The organism is Qipengyuania algicola, from assembly GCF_042492175.1.
GTDB lineage: Bacteria > Pseudomonadota > Alphaproteobacteria > Sphingomonadales > Sphingomonadaceae > CAJXSN01.
The window spans coordinates 455,149-471,182 of the sequence record NZ_CP170453.1; the positions used below are offsets into that span (position 1 = coordinate 455,149).

Consider the following 16,034-nt stretch of genomic DNA (forward strand, 5'->3'; position numbering starts at 1 on the left):
AGCCCTATCGATCGGACCGGGTGTCGGCTGTCTATGGAGCTTCAGGCCCGCACACGCCCTGCCCGCATGCATCGAATTGCCCGAAAGCTGGCTCGGTAGCAGCGCTGTTAAATCTTAAAATCCACCGGCAAGGCAGCCGCAGAACCTTCACGCACGCTTCAGTAATCCTGCAAAGCCAGTCCGCATCGCCACGCAGCGCATAGCTCGCGCGCCCTGCGCCCTAGAGGTAGGGCTTCAACTGGACATCAAAGGCACAGGTCATCCGCTCGCCTTCGCGGAAAGCACGTGTGCCGTGCCACATGGTCGAAGGAAACAGCGCCAATCGGGCCGGCTCGGGCTTCACCATCCGGATTGGCGGCAGACCGGTGTCGAGCTCCGCTGCAGGTTCGCCCAGTGTCAGCCAACCGGCCTTGGGATCGGTGCCGTTTGCAGTCCCCTCCCCGTCGCTCAAATCATCCGGCAGCGTCACATAGAACGCAGAGCTGATATCGCCATGAGTGTGGATATGGCTGGCGTGGAAGCCGCCCTCGGTCAGCCGGATCGACCAGCTGCCGGAGAAGCGAAAGCCCTCGCGCGGCAATCGCAGCAGCGGATGGCGCGCATCGAAGGGCGGCAAGCCATCGACATAGTCCCGCACGCAGTCCCGAAGGCCCGCCACCAGTTCCTGGATGACCGGCGTCTGGTTGCGGAACAGAATGCTGGCCGTCTGCGTCCCGCCGCGCACCGATTGGGTGATCGGTTGATGCTTGAAGACATGCAAGGCGTTCAGCGCCTCGCGCAATTCGGGCAGACTGGGCGCGAAATCGGCAAGATCGAAGGTCCGGATGAAAGCGTCATGCCCCTCAAGCCACTCCCAGCGCGGATCGTCAGTCTTGCGCAGAGCGATGGCGGTATAGGGCCAGGTTTCCCCGTCAGCCCTCCCCTCATCGGCCAGAGCCATGCCCAGATCGCGCGCCTCCTCGAACCGTTTAGCCCGTGTGAGAAAGCGCAAATAGCTCGACGCCTGGTCGGTATCCTGCCGCACATCGAGCTTGGCAAAAGCCGATTCCGCCTCGTCAAAGCGGCCCAGTTCCGACAGGCTGTTGGCCCGCGCGAGCGCCATCAGCTCCGGCGATCCTAGAGCCTTCTCCGCCCGTTCGACAATGGACAGGGCCGCTTCGTGCCCTTCCACCCGGGCGACAAGCGACGAATAGGTCGCCCACAGTGCGGGATTGTCCGCGCTCTCCGCCAGTGTAGTCTCGAAGTGCGCTGCGAAGCCGTCCACGCCGCGATATTGCCGTTTGATATCGGCCAGCGAATGATGACCCTCCAGCCATAGCGGGTTCGCCGCCACTGCGCGCTCCAGCAAAGCGATCCCGTCCTCAGCTCGCCCTTCATCGACCAGCGATTGGGCCAGCGCGGACTGGATTTGCAGCGCATCGGGCGCCAGGCTGGCCGCTTTCTGCAACGCGGCTCCGGCGGGCTTCCCGGCCTCCTGACGGCATTGCGCGATGATATGCGCCGCCCGGCCATTGTGCGAATCGCGGGCAAGCACACCCTTGGCCACCGCTCCTGCCTCGTCCAGCCGGTCATCCTCGCGCAGCAGCAGCGCCAGATTGTTGGCCGCACGTGTGTGATCGGGATGACTGCTGACGAACCCGGCAAGCCCTTCCAGGGCCTCTGCGCGGTGCGCTGTTCTGGCCAGCGCCAGCAACCGGTCAACCTCCGCATCCGGCAGATCGGGATGATGGGCCAGCATCGCATCATATTGCTCGATGGCTGCTTCGAACTCGCCAAGGGCGTTCAGCCATTCGGCATAGGGACCACGCAGCGCCAGATTGGCGGGCTGCAGCGCAACGGCCTTCTGGAAATGCGCATGCGCCTCCGGCCCCTTGCCCTGCGCACGATAGGTATAGGCCTGCATCAGCAGGACCATCGGATCTTCCGGCAGCATTGCGTGCAGGGTGGCCAGAATGGGATGCGCATCGTCATAGCGCCCCTCCTGCATCGCCATCTGGGCCGATTGTGCGAGGGCGGCAGGAGTCTCGGTCATTGTCGGTCCTCTCAGGACGCCTTGCGCTGGCCGTCCAGCTCCCAGCACAGGATCGGCGCGTTCTCTTCCTCGCTCGCGTGGAGCACGCGCGGCTCTTCCCAGGTCATCTCGCCCGAAGTGGCCGCTTTCAGGGCAGCGATATCGCCTTCATCCATCGCCGCATCGGCCAGCGCATCCAGCAGCGCCCGCTCGCGCCGCATCCCGGCACCCAGACGCTGCGAGACCTCGGCCCGCTTGTCATCCGGCAGGCGCAGGCTGTCGCGGCACACGGTGGCGATCTCCAGCACCAGCGGATGCTCGCCATAGGTCTCGATCATGTGGTCGAACACGGTTTGCAGGCCTGCCGGATTGTGCTCTTCGACCAGACCATCCACCCGGCGGGCGATCAGGCTGGCCAGAATAGAGGCCCGCACAAAGTTGACGCGGACCACGGCGCTGCCGCGATGATGGACCAGCAGGCGGCATGGCGCGCCCGGTTTCAGGATGCGCACCAGTTCGCCGGTCGCCGCCTCGCCCGCATATTCAAACCCGTACTGGCTGACCGCACAATCGACCGCAGCATCGTCCAGCGGCAAATCTTCAAGATCGACGCCGCCCTGTACAGGAAAGCCAACCTCGTCCGGATTAGCGATCTCGGCATAATCGACGCCGGTCATATCCAGATGCGGAGCGGCAGACAGCATCGCCTTGCCCGCGGCACCCATGCCGCACGCCAAATCGACGACTTTCGCGCCTTCGGGCAGGCTGGCCGCCAGATCGGCCCAGCGGGCATCCATCACCAGCGCCGCCGGGCTTTCGGGACTGGGCAGGCACGCGGCCTTCGTGTCCGTCGCTTCCCAATAGCTGGTCCAGTGTTCGCGCGTGCTCATGCCAAGAAGGTTCCTTTGGATCTGAGCGGCGGCGTTAGCCTGAGGCGACCACCATTTCCAGCGCTCCGTCACCTTCGTCAATCGCAACCGTGCTGCCATCGGGCACTTCGCCTGCAAGAAGCTTGTCGGCCAGCGGATCCTGCAGATAGCGCTGGACCGCCCGTTTCAGCGGGCGCGCGCCGTAAACAGGATCATAGCCAACCCGGCCCAGCCAGCGCAGCGCGGCCTCGGTCAGGTCGAGCGTGATCTTGCGATCCTTCAGCAGTTTCTGCACCCGGCCGACCTGAATTTTCACGATCGGGGCCATGTGCTCCATGCTCAGGCGGTGGAACAGGATGATCTCGTCCAGCCGGTTGAGGAATTCCGGGCGGAAATGCCCGCGCACCACATCCATCACCTGCGGCTCGACATCCTCGACCTTCTGATCGTCGGTCATATTGGCCAGATGCGTGCTGCCGAGGTTGGAGGTGAGGATGATCAGCGTGTTGCTGAAATCCACCACGCGGCCCTGCCCGTCGGTCAGACGGCCATCGTCCAAAACCTGCAACAGCACGTTGAATACGTCGCTGTGTGCCTTCTCGACCTCGTCGAACAGCACCACCTGATAGGGGCGCCGCCGCACGGCTTCCGTCAGCACGCCGCCTTCTTCGTAACCGACATAGCCCGGAGGCGCGCCGATCAGCCGGGCGACCGCGTGTTTTTCCATGAACTCGCTCATGTCGATGCGGACCATCGCGGTGTCATCATCGAACAGGAAGCCCGCGAGCGCCTTGGTCAGCTCCGTCTTGCCGACGCCGGTGGGGCCGAGGAACAGGAAGCTGCCCAGCGGACGGCCAGGATCCTGCAATCCGGCCCGCGCACGGCGAATGGCCTTGGAGACGGACACAACCGCTTTCTCCTGCCCGATCACGCGTTTGCCGATGATGGACTCCATCTGCAGCAGCTTCTCGCGCTCACCCTCCAGCATCCGGTCCATCGGAATGCCGGTCGCGCGGCTGACGACATTGGCGATATCGTCCTCGGTCACTTCCTCGCGCAGAAGAGCGTTTTCGGTCTGACCAGCGGCCTCGGCCAGCTGCTTCTCCAGCGCCGGGATCGTGCCGTAGGATAGCTCCCCGGCCTTCGCCAGATCGCCTGCACGCTCGGCCTGCTCCAGCTCGATGCGGGCGGCGTCCAGCTCCTCCTTCACCCGGCTTTCGGCGTGAATCTTGTCGCGCTCATTCTGCCAGCGGGTGGTCAGCTCGCTCGATTGCTGTTCCAGCTCCGACAATTCCTTGCGCAAGGCATCCAGCCGGTCCTTGGAGGCATCGTCGTTTTCCTTGCCCAGTGCGCTTTCTTCGATCTTGAGCTGGATGATCCGGCGGTCGAGACTCTCGATCTCCTCCGGCTTGCTTTCCACTTCCATCCGGATGCGGCTCGCGGCCTCGTCCATCAGGTCGATCGCTTTGTCCGGCAGGAAGCGGTTCTGGATGTAGCGATGGCTCAGCGTCGCTGCGGCGACAATCGCGCCGTCGGTGATCCGCACGCCGTGGTGCAGCTCGTATTTGTCCTTGATGCCGCGCAGGATGCTGATCGTATCTTCCACGCTCGGCTCGTCGATATAGACCGACTGGAAGCGGCGTTGTAGCGCCGGATCCTTCTCGACATATTTCTGATATTCATCGAGCGTGGTTGCGCCGATGCAATGCAGCTCGCCGCGCGACAGAGCGGGCTTCAGCAGGTTGCTGGCATCCATGCTGCCTTCGCTGGCGCCCGCCCCGATCAGCGTGTGCATTTCGTCGATAAACAGGATGATCTGGCCGTCTGCGCCCTTCACCTCGTCGAGCACAGCCTTCAGCCGCTCCTCGAACTCGCCGCGATATTTCGCGCCCGCAATCAACGCGCCCATGTCGAGCGACATGAGCGTGCGGCCCTTCAGGCTATCGGGAACATCGCCATTGGCAATGCGCAGCGCCAGCCCCTCGGCAATCGCGGTTTTACCGGTACCGGGTTCGCCGATCAGCGCCGGGTTGTTCTTCGTGCGGCGGGCGAGGATCTGCACCGTGCGGCGAATTTCCTCGTCGCGGCCGATTACGGGATCGAGCTTGCCCTCGCGCGCGGCCTCGGTCAGGTCGCGGGCGTATTTCTTCATCGCGTCGTAGGATTCCTCGGCGCTGGCGCTATCTGCCGTGCGGCCGCCGCGCAGTTCGGTGATGGCGCTTTCCAGCGTCTTGGCATCGACGCCGGCCGCCTTCAGCGCCTGACCCGCTGCCGTGGTCGTCGCCAGAGCCAGCGCGACCAGCAGGCGCTCGACCGTCACATAGGAATCGCCCGATTTCTCGGCCACCGTCTCGGCCTGATCCAGCACGCGCACGGCGTCGTTATCGAGGCCGGGTGTTTGCTGCGCCCCGCCCCCGCTGACCGCCGGGATTTTCGCAAGCGCTGCGTCGACCTCGTCCTCGACCATGCGCGGCGTGCCGCCGGCGCGCGCGACCAGTCCGCTGGCCATGCCCTCGGGGTCCTCGATCATCGCCTTCAGCAGATGCGAAGGCGTGATGCGCTGGTGGTTCATGCGGATGGCGACGGTTTGCGCGGCTTGCAGGAAGCCCTTTGCGCGGTCGGTGAATTTTTCGAGATTCATACGGATTTCAGCCCTTCAAACGATGACCCGACGCATATAATGTTGCATTTTGGCAACACAAGTCCTGACCCTGCAAATCACAGGGTGTGTTAGTCGCATATAGGACCTCTGCGCGCCTCTGCGATACCCTGCCCGCAAAATACTTTGCGCAGCCGTGCCGCCGCGCTAGGCAGCCAGGCAGGGAGAGTTGCACAATGAAATTGATCGCCGCGCGCATTGGCTGGGTGGTTCTGACGCTGGTCCTGATGCTGCTGGTTGCCGCGATGGTGTGGGAGCCGTTAGCGGCCCGCGCCGGACAGGCTCCGTCAGGCGACCGGGTCTATACCGCAGAGATCATCCGCGACGACTTCGGTGTGCCGCATATTTACGGGCAGACCGATGCCGATGTCGCTTACGGGGTCGCCATCGCGCATGCGGAAGATGATTTCTTCACCCTGCAGGATGTCGCCGCGATGGCGCGCGGCCGGTATGGCGCGATTGCCGGGCCGGAAGGCGCGCAGGTGGATTACATGTACCACCTGCTCGGCAGCCGCGAGACGGCGCAGGAGGAGTTTCCCAAGCTGCCCGCCGAGACGCGCGCTTTGTTCGAAGCCTATGCCACGGGCCTAAACGATTACGCCGCCGGGCATCCCGATGAAATCAAGCTCGACAATCTGTTCCCTGTGAATGGCGAGGACATTGCCGCCGGTTTCGCGCTGCGCCAGCCGTTCTTCTTCGGTCTCGCCAATGTCATCGGCCCGCTGGTGGAAGGAAAGCCGCTGAACCGCGAGCAGGGTCCGCCCATTCCCGGCACAGAAGACAACGAACCCGGCGATGCCCCGCCGATTATGGAGGGCGAGGAAGCGGCGCCCGTCGCCCGCGCTCCCCTTCCACTGCATATGGGCGAGGATGGCGCGCATTCCGGCTCCAACGCCTTTGCCGTCGCTCCGGCCAAATCAGGCGGCCCCACCACCCTCATTTCCAATTCGCACCAGCCATGGCGCGGCGGGGTCGCGTGGTACGAACTGGTCGTGGAGAGCGAGGAAGGCTGGCACTATGCGGGTGCAAATTTCCCCGGCAGCCCTTTCCCGTTCCTAGGCCATAACGAGCATCTGGGATGGACCAACACGGTCAATACGCCCGACATGATCGACGTCTACAAACTGGAAATGGACGACACCGGCAAGCGCTACAAACTCGATGGCGAGTGGCGCGATCTGGAGACCACCTCTGTCACTCTGGCGGTCAAATTCGGCCCGCTGGTCGTGCCCTATCCCCAAGACGTGCATCGCAGCATCCACGGCCCGGTGATCCGCAACGACGATGGCTTCTTCGCCGTGCGCTATGGCGGCATCGGCAATCTGGGCACGCTCGATGCGTATTACCGCCTCAACAAGGCGACTACGTTCGAGGAGTGGGAAGGCATTCTGGCGCGGATGGACATCCCCTCCACCAACTTCATCTATGCCGACAAGGAAGGGAACATCGCCAATATCTACAACGCCGCGATCCCTGACCGGGTGGCGCAGGTGGATGGCAAGCCGGTCAATTGGCGCACCATCCTGCCGGGCGATGACAGCCGCCTGATCTGGTCCGGCACGGTCGAGTACGAACGTCTGCCGCGCTACACCAACCCCGCCAGCGGCTGGGTGTTCGAGGCGAACAACAATCCGTTCCTGGATGCAGGGCCCGGCAGCGATTTGTCCGCCGATGCCTTCGCGCCGGAAATGGGGATCGAGACCAAGAACACCAATCGCGGGTCGCGCGGTTACAAGCTGATGAGTGAGGCCAATCTGCTCGACCGGGCCAATCTGGAGCGGATCAAATACGACACCGCGTATGAACCCGGCGGATATGTCGCGCGGATGCTTGAGGAGGTCGCCAAGGCCAAGCCGCGCAGTCCGGAAGCCAAGAAGGCGCGCCGGATGCTAGGCGAATGGGACATGACAGCGGACGGTGTGGGCCCTGCCGATGCGCTGGCGCTGCTGATGATCCGGCCCTTCATGTCGTCCGATTACCAGAACGGCGAATGGCCCGATGCGGCAGCAGAGCTTGAGCGGTCTGCCGAGCACCTGATGGAACATTTCGGCAGGCTCGACCCGCCAATGGGCGACGTGTTGCGGCTGAGGCAGGGTGATGTGGACCTGCCGCTGGATGGCGGATCGGACACGCTGCGCGCCAGCACGTTATGGGATGTGGACGATGATGGTCGCCTGTCGGTGCGCCATGGTGACAGCTTCATCCAGTGGGTCGAATGGACAGACGGGAAACCCGTCTTCAGCCGCTCCATCCAGCCCTTCGGTGCGGCGACCACACGGCCTGCCAGCCCGCACCACACCGATCAGGCGGCGCTGTTTATCCGCCACGAGTTGAAGCCGGTGCATTTCTGGCGAGACGACGTGCTGGCCAACGCTGCCAGCCGCAAGACTGTCACCAGTGCCCGTTAAACGCGTTTTTGGAACACACGCCAGCGCCATTTGTTGACATCAATGTAAGCACCGGCGAAAGCCGCTCGCAGAATTCAACCTAAGGAGAATATTATGTCCGTAGCAGGTACCTACGAAACCGTCGTGAAGAGCCCCATGGGCGACCAGAAGGGCACGTTCACCGTGGTCCCCGGCGACGACGGCACCTTCACCGGTTCCATGCAGGGCGGCATGGGTTCCATGGATGTCGAGAACGGCAAGGTCGATGGCGACAAGCTGACCTGGGACATGAACATGACTGTGCCCATGCCGATGAAGCTGGAATGCGAAGCGACCGTCGAAGGCGACCAGCTGACCGGCAATGTCAATGCAGGCGCATTTGGCGCTATGCCGCTGACCGGCGAACGTCAGGGCTAAGCCCCGCGCGCCTCACGGCAAAGAGAAAGCCCCGCCCCCCGGTACCGGGAGGCGGGGCTTTTCTTTTGTGCGGGTTCGGGGTCGGCCCTTAGCCGGGCTTGCCCTTGTAGCCGAAGCGGCGTTCCCAGGTGGCCATGTCGCCCTTGGCCAGTAGCTTTGCCTGTTCGACCCAATTGTCGCGGTCGATCCGGCCTTTGAACGTGCCCAGATGCGCGTTGACCTTGGCCACATCGCCAGCGTCCCACGCGGCAATCTGGTCGAACCGGCTGACGCCCAGAGAATTGCACAGCGTGGCCAGTTTGGGGCCGATGCCATTGATCTTTTTCAGATCGTCAGGCTCGCCCACGGCGGCGGCAATATCGGGCTTGGCCTCGGCAGGCTCCGCATCGTTCGCAGCAGCCCCGGCAGCGACCGCAGCAGCGGCAACGGGTGCAACTGGCTCGGGCTCAGGCGCAGGTTCCGGAGTTGGTTCCGGCTCGGGCGTAGGCTCGGGCTCTGGCGCCGTCGCGTTGGGATCGTAATCGGGATCCTCGTAGCGCCGATAGGACGTCTCGTCGCTGGCGGCGGCTTCGGTGCGCCCCAGACGGCCCCAAATCCACCACGCGGTGGCGATGCCGATAATCAGCGCAAGGATGAACCGGATGGGGTTCTCTGCAATCAAATGAAACATGTCTCTTCCCCCTTTCTCAGTTCCGGCCCCAGATCAGCCAGCCAATGCCCAGCCCGATCAGGAAAATAATGACGAGCAAAATCCAGCTTTCCAAAAGTAATGGCATGGCGCTTACTCCCCTTCTGGCGCGGCTGTGCTGTCGCCAGCGCCCGCGGTTAATGTGAACTCGATCCGGCGGTTGGCGGCGTTGGCCTCCGCTCCGGTGCCATCCACCTTGGGCTGGCTCGATCCGAACCCGGCCGAGGTGATCCGGCCTGCGTCGATCCCGCGCTCGGCGAGAGCAGCGGCGACACTTTCCGCACGCGCGGTGCTCAGGGTCTGGTTGATCTCTGCACTGCCAGTGGCGTCGGTATGCCCGGCCACAGCCACAGTCATTCCGTCACAGCGGCCCAGCGTTTCGGCCAGGCTGTCGATAATCCGCAGCGAAGCGGGCGCGAGATAGGCACTGCCGCTCTGGAAATTGATCGTCTGTCCATCCATCACCGCGTCGACATCGGTCTGGCAGGAGGCGACTTCTTCTTCGCTGGCCACCGGACCGGCATTGGCATCAGCCGCGCCGTCATCGGCGGTTTCAGCGTCACCGGAGGCAAAGCGCACCCCCGACACCCCCGGAACAGCCAGCAGCTTCTCGCGGATGGCCTTCTTGGCGATCTCGTCATGCTCGCCGCTGACCACGGCAATACGCGCCAGCGGATCGCGGGCCATGGCAACGCCTGCACCCTCGCCCAATTCCAGCGTGTCGAACGCCGCCTTGGCGTTGCCTTCTATGCCGTCAATATAGTCGGCCCCGGCCAGCGAATGTGCGCCCCACGCAAGGAGCGACGTCGCGGCGGTGCCGACGAGGAATTTTCCAAATCCTGTCATGCTTTCCCCCAGTTTTTCATCATGCAATCTGCGACCCTAACCGTTCATGCGGACAGGATTGAACTGCAAGGCACTCCCCCTTGGATGCCTGCCGATGGCTCTAGCAGAGATGCGCTATCGTGAAGCTGAACGAAAATTTACCATGTCCCGGAACGGGATATTCGGGCGGTGCGGCCGAGCAGGCGACTATGGTCCGCCAGGCACCGCGAATTTCATCAGCAGGGTGCGCTGGCTGCCGGAGAAATTGTCGTCGCTGACGATGTAGAGGAAGGTCTTGCCGCCTTCCTCGCGCACGGCCAGCCCTTCGAAATTGTCGACGGTGAGCGGCGCGCGCAGCACGGCGAGGTCGCGGCGGGTGCCATCGGGGGCCAGCGCGGTGATGGCGGCAGTGTTGCCGTCGGTCGGGGAGTAGCTGCGGAACAGGACGTAGAAGGTCCCGTCGCTGGCCCGGTCGCCATCAGTCGGCACTGCGCCCAATTCGATAAGCGATTTTGGCGGCAGCAGGCTGAGGGGCTTTATGGCAGAGCCTGCCGCCAACCGCCGACAATTGGCATCTGTGCCGCGCGGCTGTCGCTCTGCGCAAGCGAGGAGATCATCCTCGTCACCGGCCAGAGTTTCCAGCCCCTGATTGTCGCCTAGCTTTCCGAAGATCGCGGCGGGGTCGATCTCGGTGGGGACGGGCCGCTGGTCGAGCGCGGGGTAGCGCCATACACGGTGGCTGCGCTCGAAACTGACCAGCCAACCGCCTTCGCGGCTGCGGGTCAGGCCCTCGGAGTCGCCCGCTTCCTTGCCCGTGAGTGTTTCGCCCGAAAGCCCTGTCAGCTCGCCAGACGCAGTAATATCGACCGATTGCAGCAGGCCGTCCGGTTCAACCGGATCGAGGACCGCCCACCGCGCATCGTCTGTCAGCGCGACCAGATGGCCGCCTGCCTCGTCCCATCGCAGACCAGACAACCCTCCCAGATCAATGCCGCTGCGGGGGATGTCGATTCCGCCCATGAAGACGAGATCACCGACCTGCGCCAGCGAAGGGTCTTGCTCCGACAGCGCAACAGTAAGCAAGTCCGACCCGTCGGGTGCTCCGGGCCGATGGATCAGATAATAGGCAACCGCCAGCGCCGCCGCGAGAAACAATGGCCCCCAAATTGCCGCGCGCTTGAGCCAGAGCGGCATGCTCTAGCCCAGTTTCGCCTTCAGCAGCTCGTTCACCACCTGCGGGTTGGCCTTGCCCTGCATCGCCTTCATCGTCTGGCCGACGAAGAAGCCGAACAGCTTGTCCTTGCCCGCCTTGTACTGCTCGACCTTGTCGGCATTCGCGGCGAGGATTTTATCGATCTCCGCCTCGATCGCGCCATCGTCGCTGACTTGCTTCAGGCCCTCTGTCTCGGCGATTTCGGCAGGGTCGCGGCCTGTTTTCAGGACGATCTCGTAGATTTCCTTGGACTGACCGCCGGAGACCTCACCGGCATCGACCATTTTCAGGATCGCGGCCTGCGCAGCCGAGGTGGCGTATTCCAGATTGGCCTCGTCGCCCAGCATCTTGACCACGCCCGGCGCGACGGACAGCGTCCAGTTGGCCACCTGCGTGGCGACCTTGCTTTCCGGCTTGCCCAACGCGCTGGCGGTTTCGGCCAGCAGCGTTTCGAACCGGGCGAAGGTTTCCACTTCGGCGGTCAGCTGTGCGGCGTTGTAGGCGTTCATCCCCAGCTCGCCCATATAGCGTTCGCGCTTGGCATCGGGCAATTCGGGCAGGCTTTCGCGGCATTCGGTCAGGAAGGCCTCGTCCAGCTCGACCGGCAGCAGGTCGGGATCGGGGAAGTAGCGATAATCATGCGCGTCTTCCTTGCTCCGCATGCTGCGCGTCTCGCCCTTGTCGGGATCGTACAGACGCGTTTCCTGCACCACCGTGCCGCCATCCTCGATCAGATCGACCTGACGGCGCGCCTCGCCCTCGATCACCGCCATCACGAAGCGGACGGAGTTGACGTTCTTCGTCTCCGTGCGCGTGCCCAGTTCCTCACCCGGCTTGCGGACGCTCACGTTCACGTCGGCGCGCATGGAGCCCTGCTCCATATTGCCGTCGCACGATCCAACATAGCGCAGGATGGAGCGCAGCTTACGGACATAGGCCCCGGCCTCTGCCGGGCTGCGCATATCGGCCATGCTGACGATTTCCATCAGCGCGACGCCGCTGCGGTTGAGATCGACATAGGACATGGTCGGATGCTGGTCATGCATCAGCTTGCCCGCGTCCTGCTCCACATGAATGCGCTCGATCCCGATCCATTTGTCTTCGGGAATACCGGCCTTCTCGTCCTTCTCGATCAGCAGTTTCCCCTCGCCCACGATGGGGTGGTACAACTGGCTGATCTGGTACCCTTGCGGCAAATCGGCGTAGAAGTAGTTCTTCCGGTCGAACCGGCTCCACGCATTGATCTGTGCTTCGATCGCCATGCCAGTGCGCACCGCCTGCCGGATGCATTCGCGATTGGGCACAGGCAGCATGCCGGGCATCGCCGCATCGACGAGGCTGACCTGCGTGTTCGGCTCGGCCCCGAATTCGGTGTTGGCCCCGCTAAACAGTTTGGCTTTGGAGGAAACCTGCGCATGGACCTCGAGGCCGATCACGACCTCCCACTCGCCGGTTGCGCCCTGGATGCGATATGTCGATGTGCTCATGCCTGCCCGATACCGCCCAACGCGGGCGATGGAAAGTCCCGAACGCGGTGCGTGAGAAGTGAGTAAGCGCCAGATGCGCCCTCGTCCCGCACATAGGCAATCTGGTCGCCCAGCGGGAGGATACGGAAGGGCCGCTGCGCCATCGCCTGCTGGAACCCGGCACTGGGGCGGGCATCGGGAATGAAGTCGTCATGGGTGGCCATGAACACTAGCTCCGCCTCGTCCAGCCATTCCAGTGCGCCGGCGAACAGGTCGGCCTCGGCCCCTTCGATATTGCATTTGACGATGAAGGGCACGCCGCCCGGAATGTCGGCCAGAATACTGGCAATTGTGCGGATCGGCACCTCACCCGCCTCGCCATCGGCGCGCATTGTGGAAACGCCCCAGCTGCCCTCGGCCAGCCATTTGGTGTCGAGCCATGCTGTGCCCGGACTCGATCCGATGGCGGCGGCCACCAGCAGCGATCCCGGAATATGCGCCAGATTGCGGGCCAGCACGTCGCAGGTCGCAGGCAGAGGCTCGACAGCGGCGATGGCGGCCTGCGGATAGCCTTGCGCAAACCAGATCGACGCAGCGCCTGCATTGGCCCCCAGATCGAGGATCACCGGCACTTGCCCGACCTCCAGAATGGCGCGGTAGCGGCGCTGCAACTGCTCCGCGATCATCGGCGCGTGGATGGCAAAGGCTCCGTCACGCAGCGCCTCGCGCATGGTGGCGAAATCGGTGTCCTTCCCGCGCACGGTCCAGCGTTTGCCGCGCCATGGGAAGGTGACTGTCTTAGCCGTCATCCCCTGCCGCAGCCCTGCCAGAGCAAAACCGGGGCCGACCTTGATCAGGTCCTTCAGGAAATGGATCAGGGCGGAGCGGAAGATGGGCGTGGTTCCTCAGATATTAGCCCCACAGCTTGCCGCCCGCATGCCGCTCGCGCAATCACTCGTTGTCGATTGGCTTCCCGTTGTCGTCGAAGCGCGCCTCGCCATGCTTGATCTTGCGCGACAGGTAAGCAGGGATCCAAAACGCGCAGACAGTAACTGCGGCACCTGCGATCAGCGTGAAGTGCTCCTCAGTCATGTCATGATTGCGCGTCTCTATGCTGAGAGCGATATCCGCTCATAGCTTCACAGGTGTCCCAGCTGGAAAATCGTCGCAGCGATCGACTGCGAACTTGCCAACCGAGTTCGGCTTCTTTTGATAATAGAATACCGGCATACACATCGCGATCTCATCGCTAGAAATACGCCCCTCTTTCTGCAGCCATGTGCATTGAGCGAGCTGACCAACGACATAGGACGCAGTCGTTCCGCTTCTGCGCGAAGATTTGGCTGCCCTGCCGCCATCAATCGAAATCATCCACCCCTGGCTGTCTAGCATAGTGTGCATCACCTCATGTGATAATGTGTTGATTGCACAGCTTTTCTGAACAGTATCATCTGCACGCCAATTCGCCAGTGGTGACGAGTTAATGCTCATCGCCCATTCACGATTTGGGCCAACATTACTACCCGTAGTTGCACCTCCATCTCTCGGCTTAATCCATACCGGTGTCGCAGCATATCGAATGCCATTTGTCGGATTTTGAATAGCTGCTGCTACGTCGCTTATGCTCCATGCCGCCCATCCTTTGCGCATGAAAATTGTCGGGTAGGCGGAATTCAATGAGCGCGCATTTTCCAGAAATTCAGGGGATCGCATTACTGCTTTTGTCTGGTCTAGAACAACCTGAAGATCGGCGCGGTCTCGTCCGGTTACAACTGGATGGACGCTCAAATTGATGTCAGAAACAGGATCGACGGATAGCAGCGATACTTTCTCTTGTCCGACCCCATGTGGCTGAGCACAACCAACTAAAAGGCCGACAGTAAGGGCGAACAAAGCATTCTTAAATTCGGCGATACGACTGAATCCGGTCTTCATTACCACCATTTCTCCGGTTTTTCTTCGAACGATGCGCGTCTTTCTATAGCAAGGCCCGCATTAAGTACACCCTGCTCGTCGAAGGGCTTGCCGACGATTTGCAGGCCCAGCGGCAGGCCGTCGGAGTTGAGGCCCGCAGGCACGCTCATCGCGGGCAGGCCGGCGAGACTGGCGGGCACGGCGAACACATCGTTGAGATACATCGCCAGCGGGTCCGACTGCATTTCGCCCAGCCCGAACGCCGCGTTGGGCGTGGTCGGGGCGAGGATCACGTCGCATTCGCCCCAAGCCTTCTCGAAGTCCTGCGCCACCAGCGTGCGGATCTTCTGCGCCTGCGTGTAATAGGCATCGTAGAAGCCCGCGCTCAGCACATAAGTGCCGATCAGGATGCGCCGCTTCACCTCGTCGCCAAAGCCATCGGCGCGCGTCGCGGCGTACATATCCTGCAGGCCGGAACCCTCAGGCAGATCGCGCAAACCGTACCGCACACCGTCATAGCGGGCGAGGTTGGAAGACGCCTCGGCGGGCGCGATGATGTAATAGGCGGGCAGCGCGTACTTGGTGTGCGGCAGCGAAATCTCGACGATTTCCGCGCCTGCATCCTTCAGCCATTCCTCGCCCTGTTTCCAGCTATCGAGGATGTCCTGCGGCGTGCCTTCCATGCGGTATTCGCGCGGAATGCCGACCTTTTTGCCTTTCAGGTCTGCATCCAGAGCCGCCTCCCAGTCGGGTACGGGCATATCGAGCGACGTCGAATCCTTCGGATCGTAACCCGCCATCGCGCCCAGCATGATGGCGCAATCCTCGACCGAGCGGGCCATCGGCCCCGCCTGATCGAGCGAGGAGGCAAACGCCACCACGCCCCAGCGCGAGCAGCGCCCATAGGTCGGCTTGATCCCGACAATGCCGGTGACAGCGGCAGGCTGTCGGATCGATCCGCCGGTATCGGTGCCGGTCGCTGCCGGGCACAGCCGCGCGGCCACGGCAGAACTGGACCCGCCCGACGAACCGCCTGCGGTCAGCGCCATGTTGGAGCCCTCCTTGCGCCACGGGCTTTTCGCAGGGCCGAAAAAGCTCGTCTCGTTGGAGGAACCCATGGCGAACTGGTCAAGGTTCAGCTTGCCCAGCATGCCTGCGCCCGCGTTCCACAGATTGGCCGACACGGTGCTTTCATATTGGGGCACGAAGCCCTCCAGAATGTGGCTGGCGGCGGTGGTCTGCGTGCCGTGGGTGCAGAACAGGTCCTTCATCCCAATCGGCACGCCGCCCATCCTGCCCAGCGGCTTGCCCGCAGCGCGCGCGGCGTCGGTCGCATCGGCAGCTTCCAGCGCTTTTTCCGGCGTGGTGACGATGAAGGTGTTGAGCGCGGCGGCGGCTTCGACCGCAGCGTTGAACTGGCTTGCGACTTCGCGCGCGGTGAACTCGCCGTTGGCGATACCGTCGCGGATTTCGCGAACACCGAGATTGGTAAGGTCTGTCATGCTGTTTACCGCAATGTTGGCGCGCGTGCTTCGACAAGCTCAGCACGAACGGAGGGGGGTGCGAAATTCAGACCAAGACCCGT

General features: G+C 63.0%; 13 protein-coding genes. 2 read left to right on the plus strand and 11 right to left on the minus strand.

Going from position 1 to position 16,034, the window contains the following annotated elements:
- Positions 1-220: 220 nt before the first annotated feature.
- Genes ACFCW2_RS02205 through clpB form a run of 3 tightly spaced genes read right to left on the minus strand, consistent with a single transcriptional unit; the run spans position 221 to position 5,521 of the window.
- Positions 221-2,032, minus strand: coding sequence for a tetratricopeptide repeat protein (locus ACFCW2_RS02205; protein ID WP_379547866.1), 1,812 nt, complete (start codon positions 2,030-2,032; stop codon positions 221-223).
- An 11-nt stretch (positions 2,033-2,043) separates the two neighbouring features.
- Positions 2,044-2,901 carry a class I SAM-dependent methyltransferase gene (locus ACFCW2_RS02210; protein ID WP_379547868.1) on the minus strand — a complete coding sequence of 286 codons (858 nt, stop codon included), beginning with the start codon at positions 2,899-2,901 and terminating at the stop codon, positions 2,044-2,046.
- Between the two features lie 34 nt (positions 2,902-2,935).
- Positions 2,936-5,521, minus strand: coding sequence for an ATP-dependent chaperone ClpB (gene clpB / locus ACFCW2_RS02215; protein ID WP_379547870.1), 2,586 nt, complete (start codon positions 5,519-5,521; stop codon positions 2,936-2,938).
- Positions 5,522-5,715: 194 nt separating this feature from the next.
- On the opposite strand from clpB, the gene ACFCW2_RS02220 reads away from it, so the two are divergent.
- Both ACFCW2_RS02220 and ACFCW2_RS02225 read left to right on the plus strand, forming a co-directional pair.
- Complete coding sequence (locus ACFCW2_RS02220) at positions 5,716-7,947, plus strand: penicillin acylase family protein (protein WP_379547871.1); 2,232 nt, start codon at positions 5,716-5,718, stop codon at positions 7,945-7,947.
- Positions 7,948-8,040: 93 nt separating this feature from the next.
- Positions 8,041-8,343 (plus strand): hypothetical protein, encoded by a 303-nt coding sequence (locus ACFCW2_RS02225; RefSeq protein WP_379547872.1) that lies wholly within the window; start codon positions 8,041-8,043, stop codon positions 8,341-8,343.
- An 88-nt stretch (positions 8,344-8,431) separates the two neighbouring features.
- Here the strand turns inward: ACFCW2_RS02225 and ACFCW2_RS02230 are convergent, their stop codons facing one another.
- From ACFCW2_RS02230 to gatA, 8 genes are all read right to left on the minus strand, one after another.
- Positions 8,432-9,013, minus strand: a complete 582-nt coding sequence (locus ACFCW2_RS02230; RefSeq protein WP_379547873.1) for a hypothetical protein — start codon at positions 9,011-9,013, stop codon at positions 8,432-8,434.
- Between the two features lie 111 nt (positions 9,014-9,124).
- The gene (locus ACFCW2_RS02235; RefSeq protein ID WP_379547875.1) at positions 9,125-9,877 is read right to left on the minus strand and encodes an OmpA family protein; all 753 of its coding nucleotides are present in this window, start codon (positions 9,875-9,877) and stop codon (positions 9,125-9,127) included.
- 186 nt (positions 9,878-10,063) lie between these two features.
- Positions 10,064-11,050, minus strand: coding sequence for an esterase-like activity of phytase family protein (locus ACFCW2_RS02240; RefSeq protein WP_379547877.1), 987 nt, complete (start codon positions 11,048-11,050; stop codon positions 10,064-10,066).
- 3 nt (positions 11,051-11,053) lie between these two features.
- A complete protein-coding gene (gatB, locus tag ACFCW2_RS02245; RefSeq protein WP_379547878.1) occupies positions 11,054-12,556 on the minus strand; it encodes an Asp-tRNA(Asn)/Glu-tRNA(Gln) amidotransferase subunit GatB in 1,503 nt (500 codons plus the stop codon).
- On the minus strand, positions 12,553-13,344 hold the full coding sequence (locus tag ACFCW2_RS02250) for an FkbM family methyltransferase (protein ID WP_379547880.1): 792 nt from the start codon (positions 13,342-13,344) through the stop codon (positions 12,553-12,555). The genes gatB and ACFCW2_RS02250 overlap by 4 nt, the downstream gene beginning before the upstream one ends.
- Positions 13,345-13,486: 142 nt before the next feature.
- A complete protein-coding gene (locus ACFCW2_RS02255) occupies positions 13,487-13,627 on the minus strand; it encodes a hypothetical protein (RefSeq protein ID WP_379547882.1) in 141 nt (46 codons plus the stop codon).
- Between the two features lie 39 nt (positions 13,628-13,666).
- Complete coding sequence (locus ACFCW2_RS02260) at positions 13,667-14,470, minus strand: hypothetical protein (protein WP_379547883.1); 804 nt, start codon at positions 14,468-14,470, stop codon at positions 13,667-13,669.
- Complete coding sequence (gene gatA, locus ACFCW2_RS02265) at positions 14,470-15,951, minus strand: Asp-tRNA(Asn)/Glu-tRNA(Gln) amidotransferase subunit GatA (protein ID WP_379547885.1); 1,482 nt, start codon at positions 15,949-15,951, stop codon at positions 14,470-14,472. Before gatA ends, ACFCW2_RS02260 begins: the two co-directional genes overlap by 1 nt.
- Positions 15,952-16,034 lie beyond the last annotated feature (83 nt).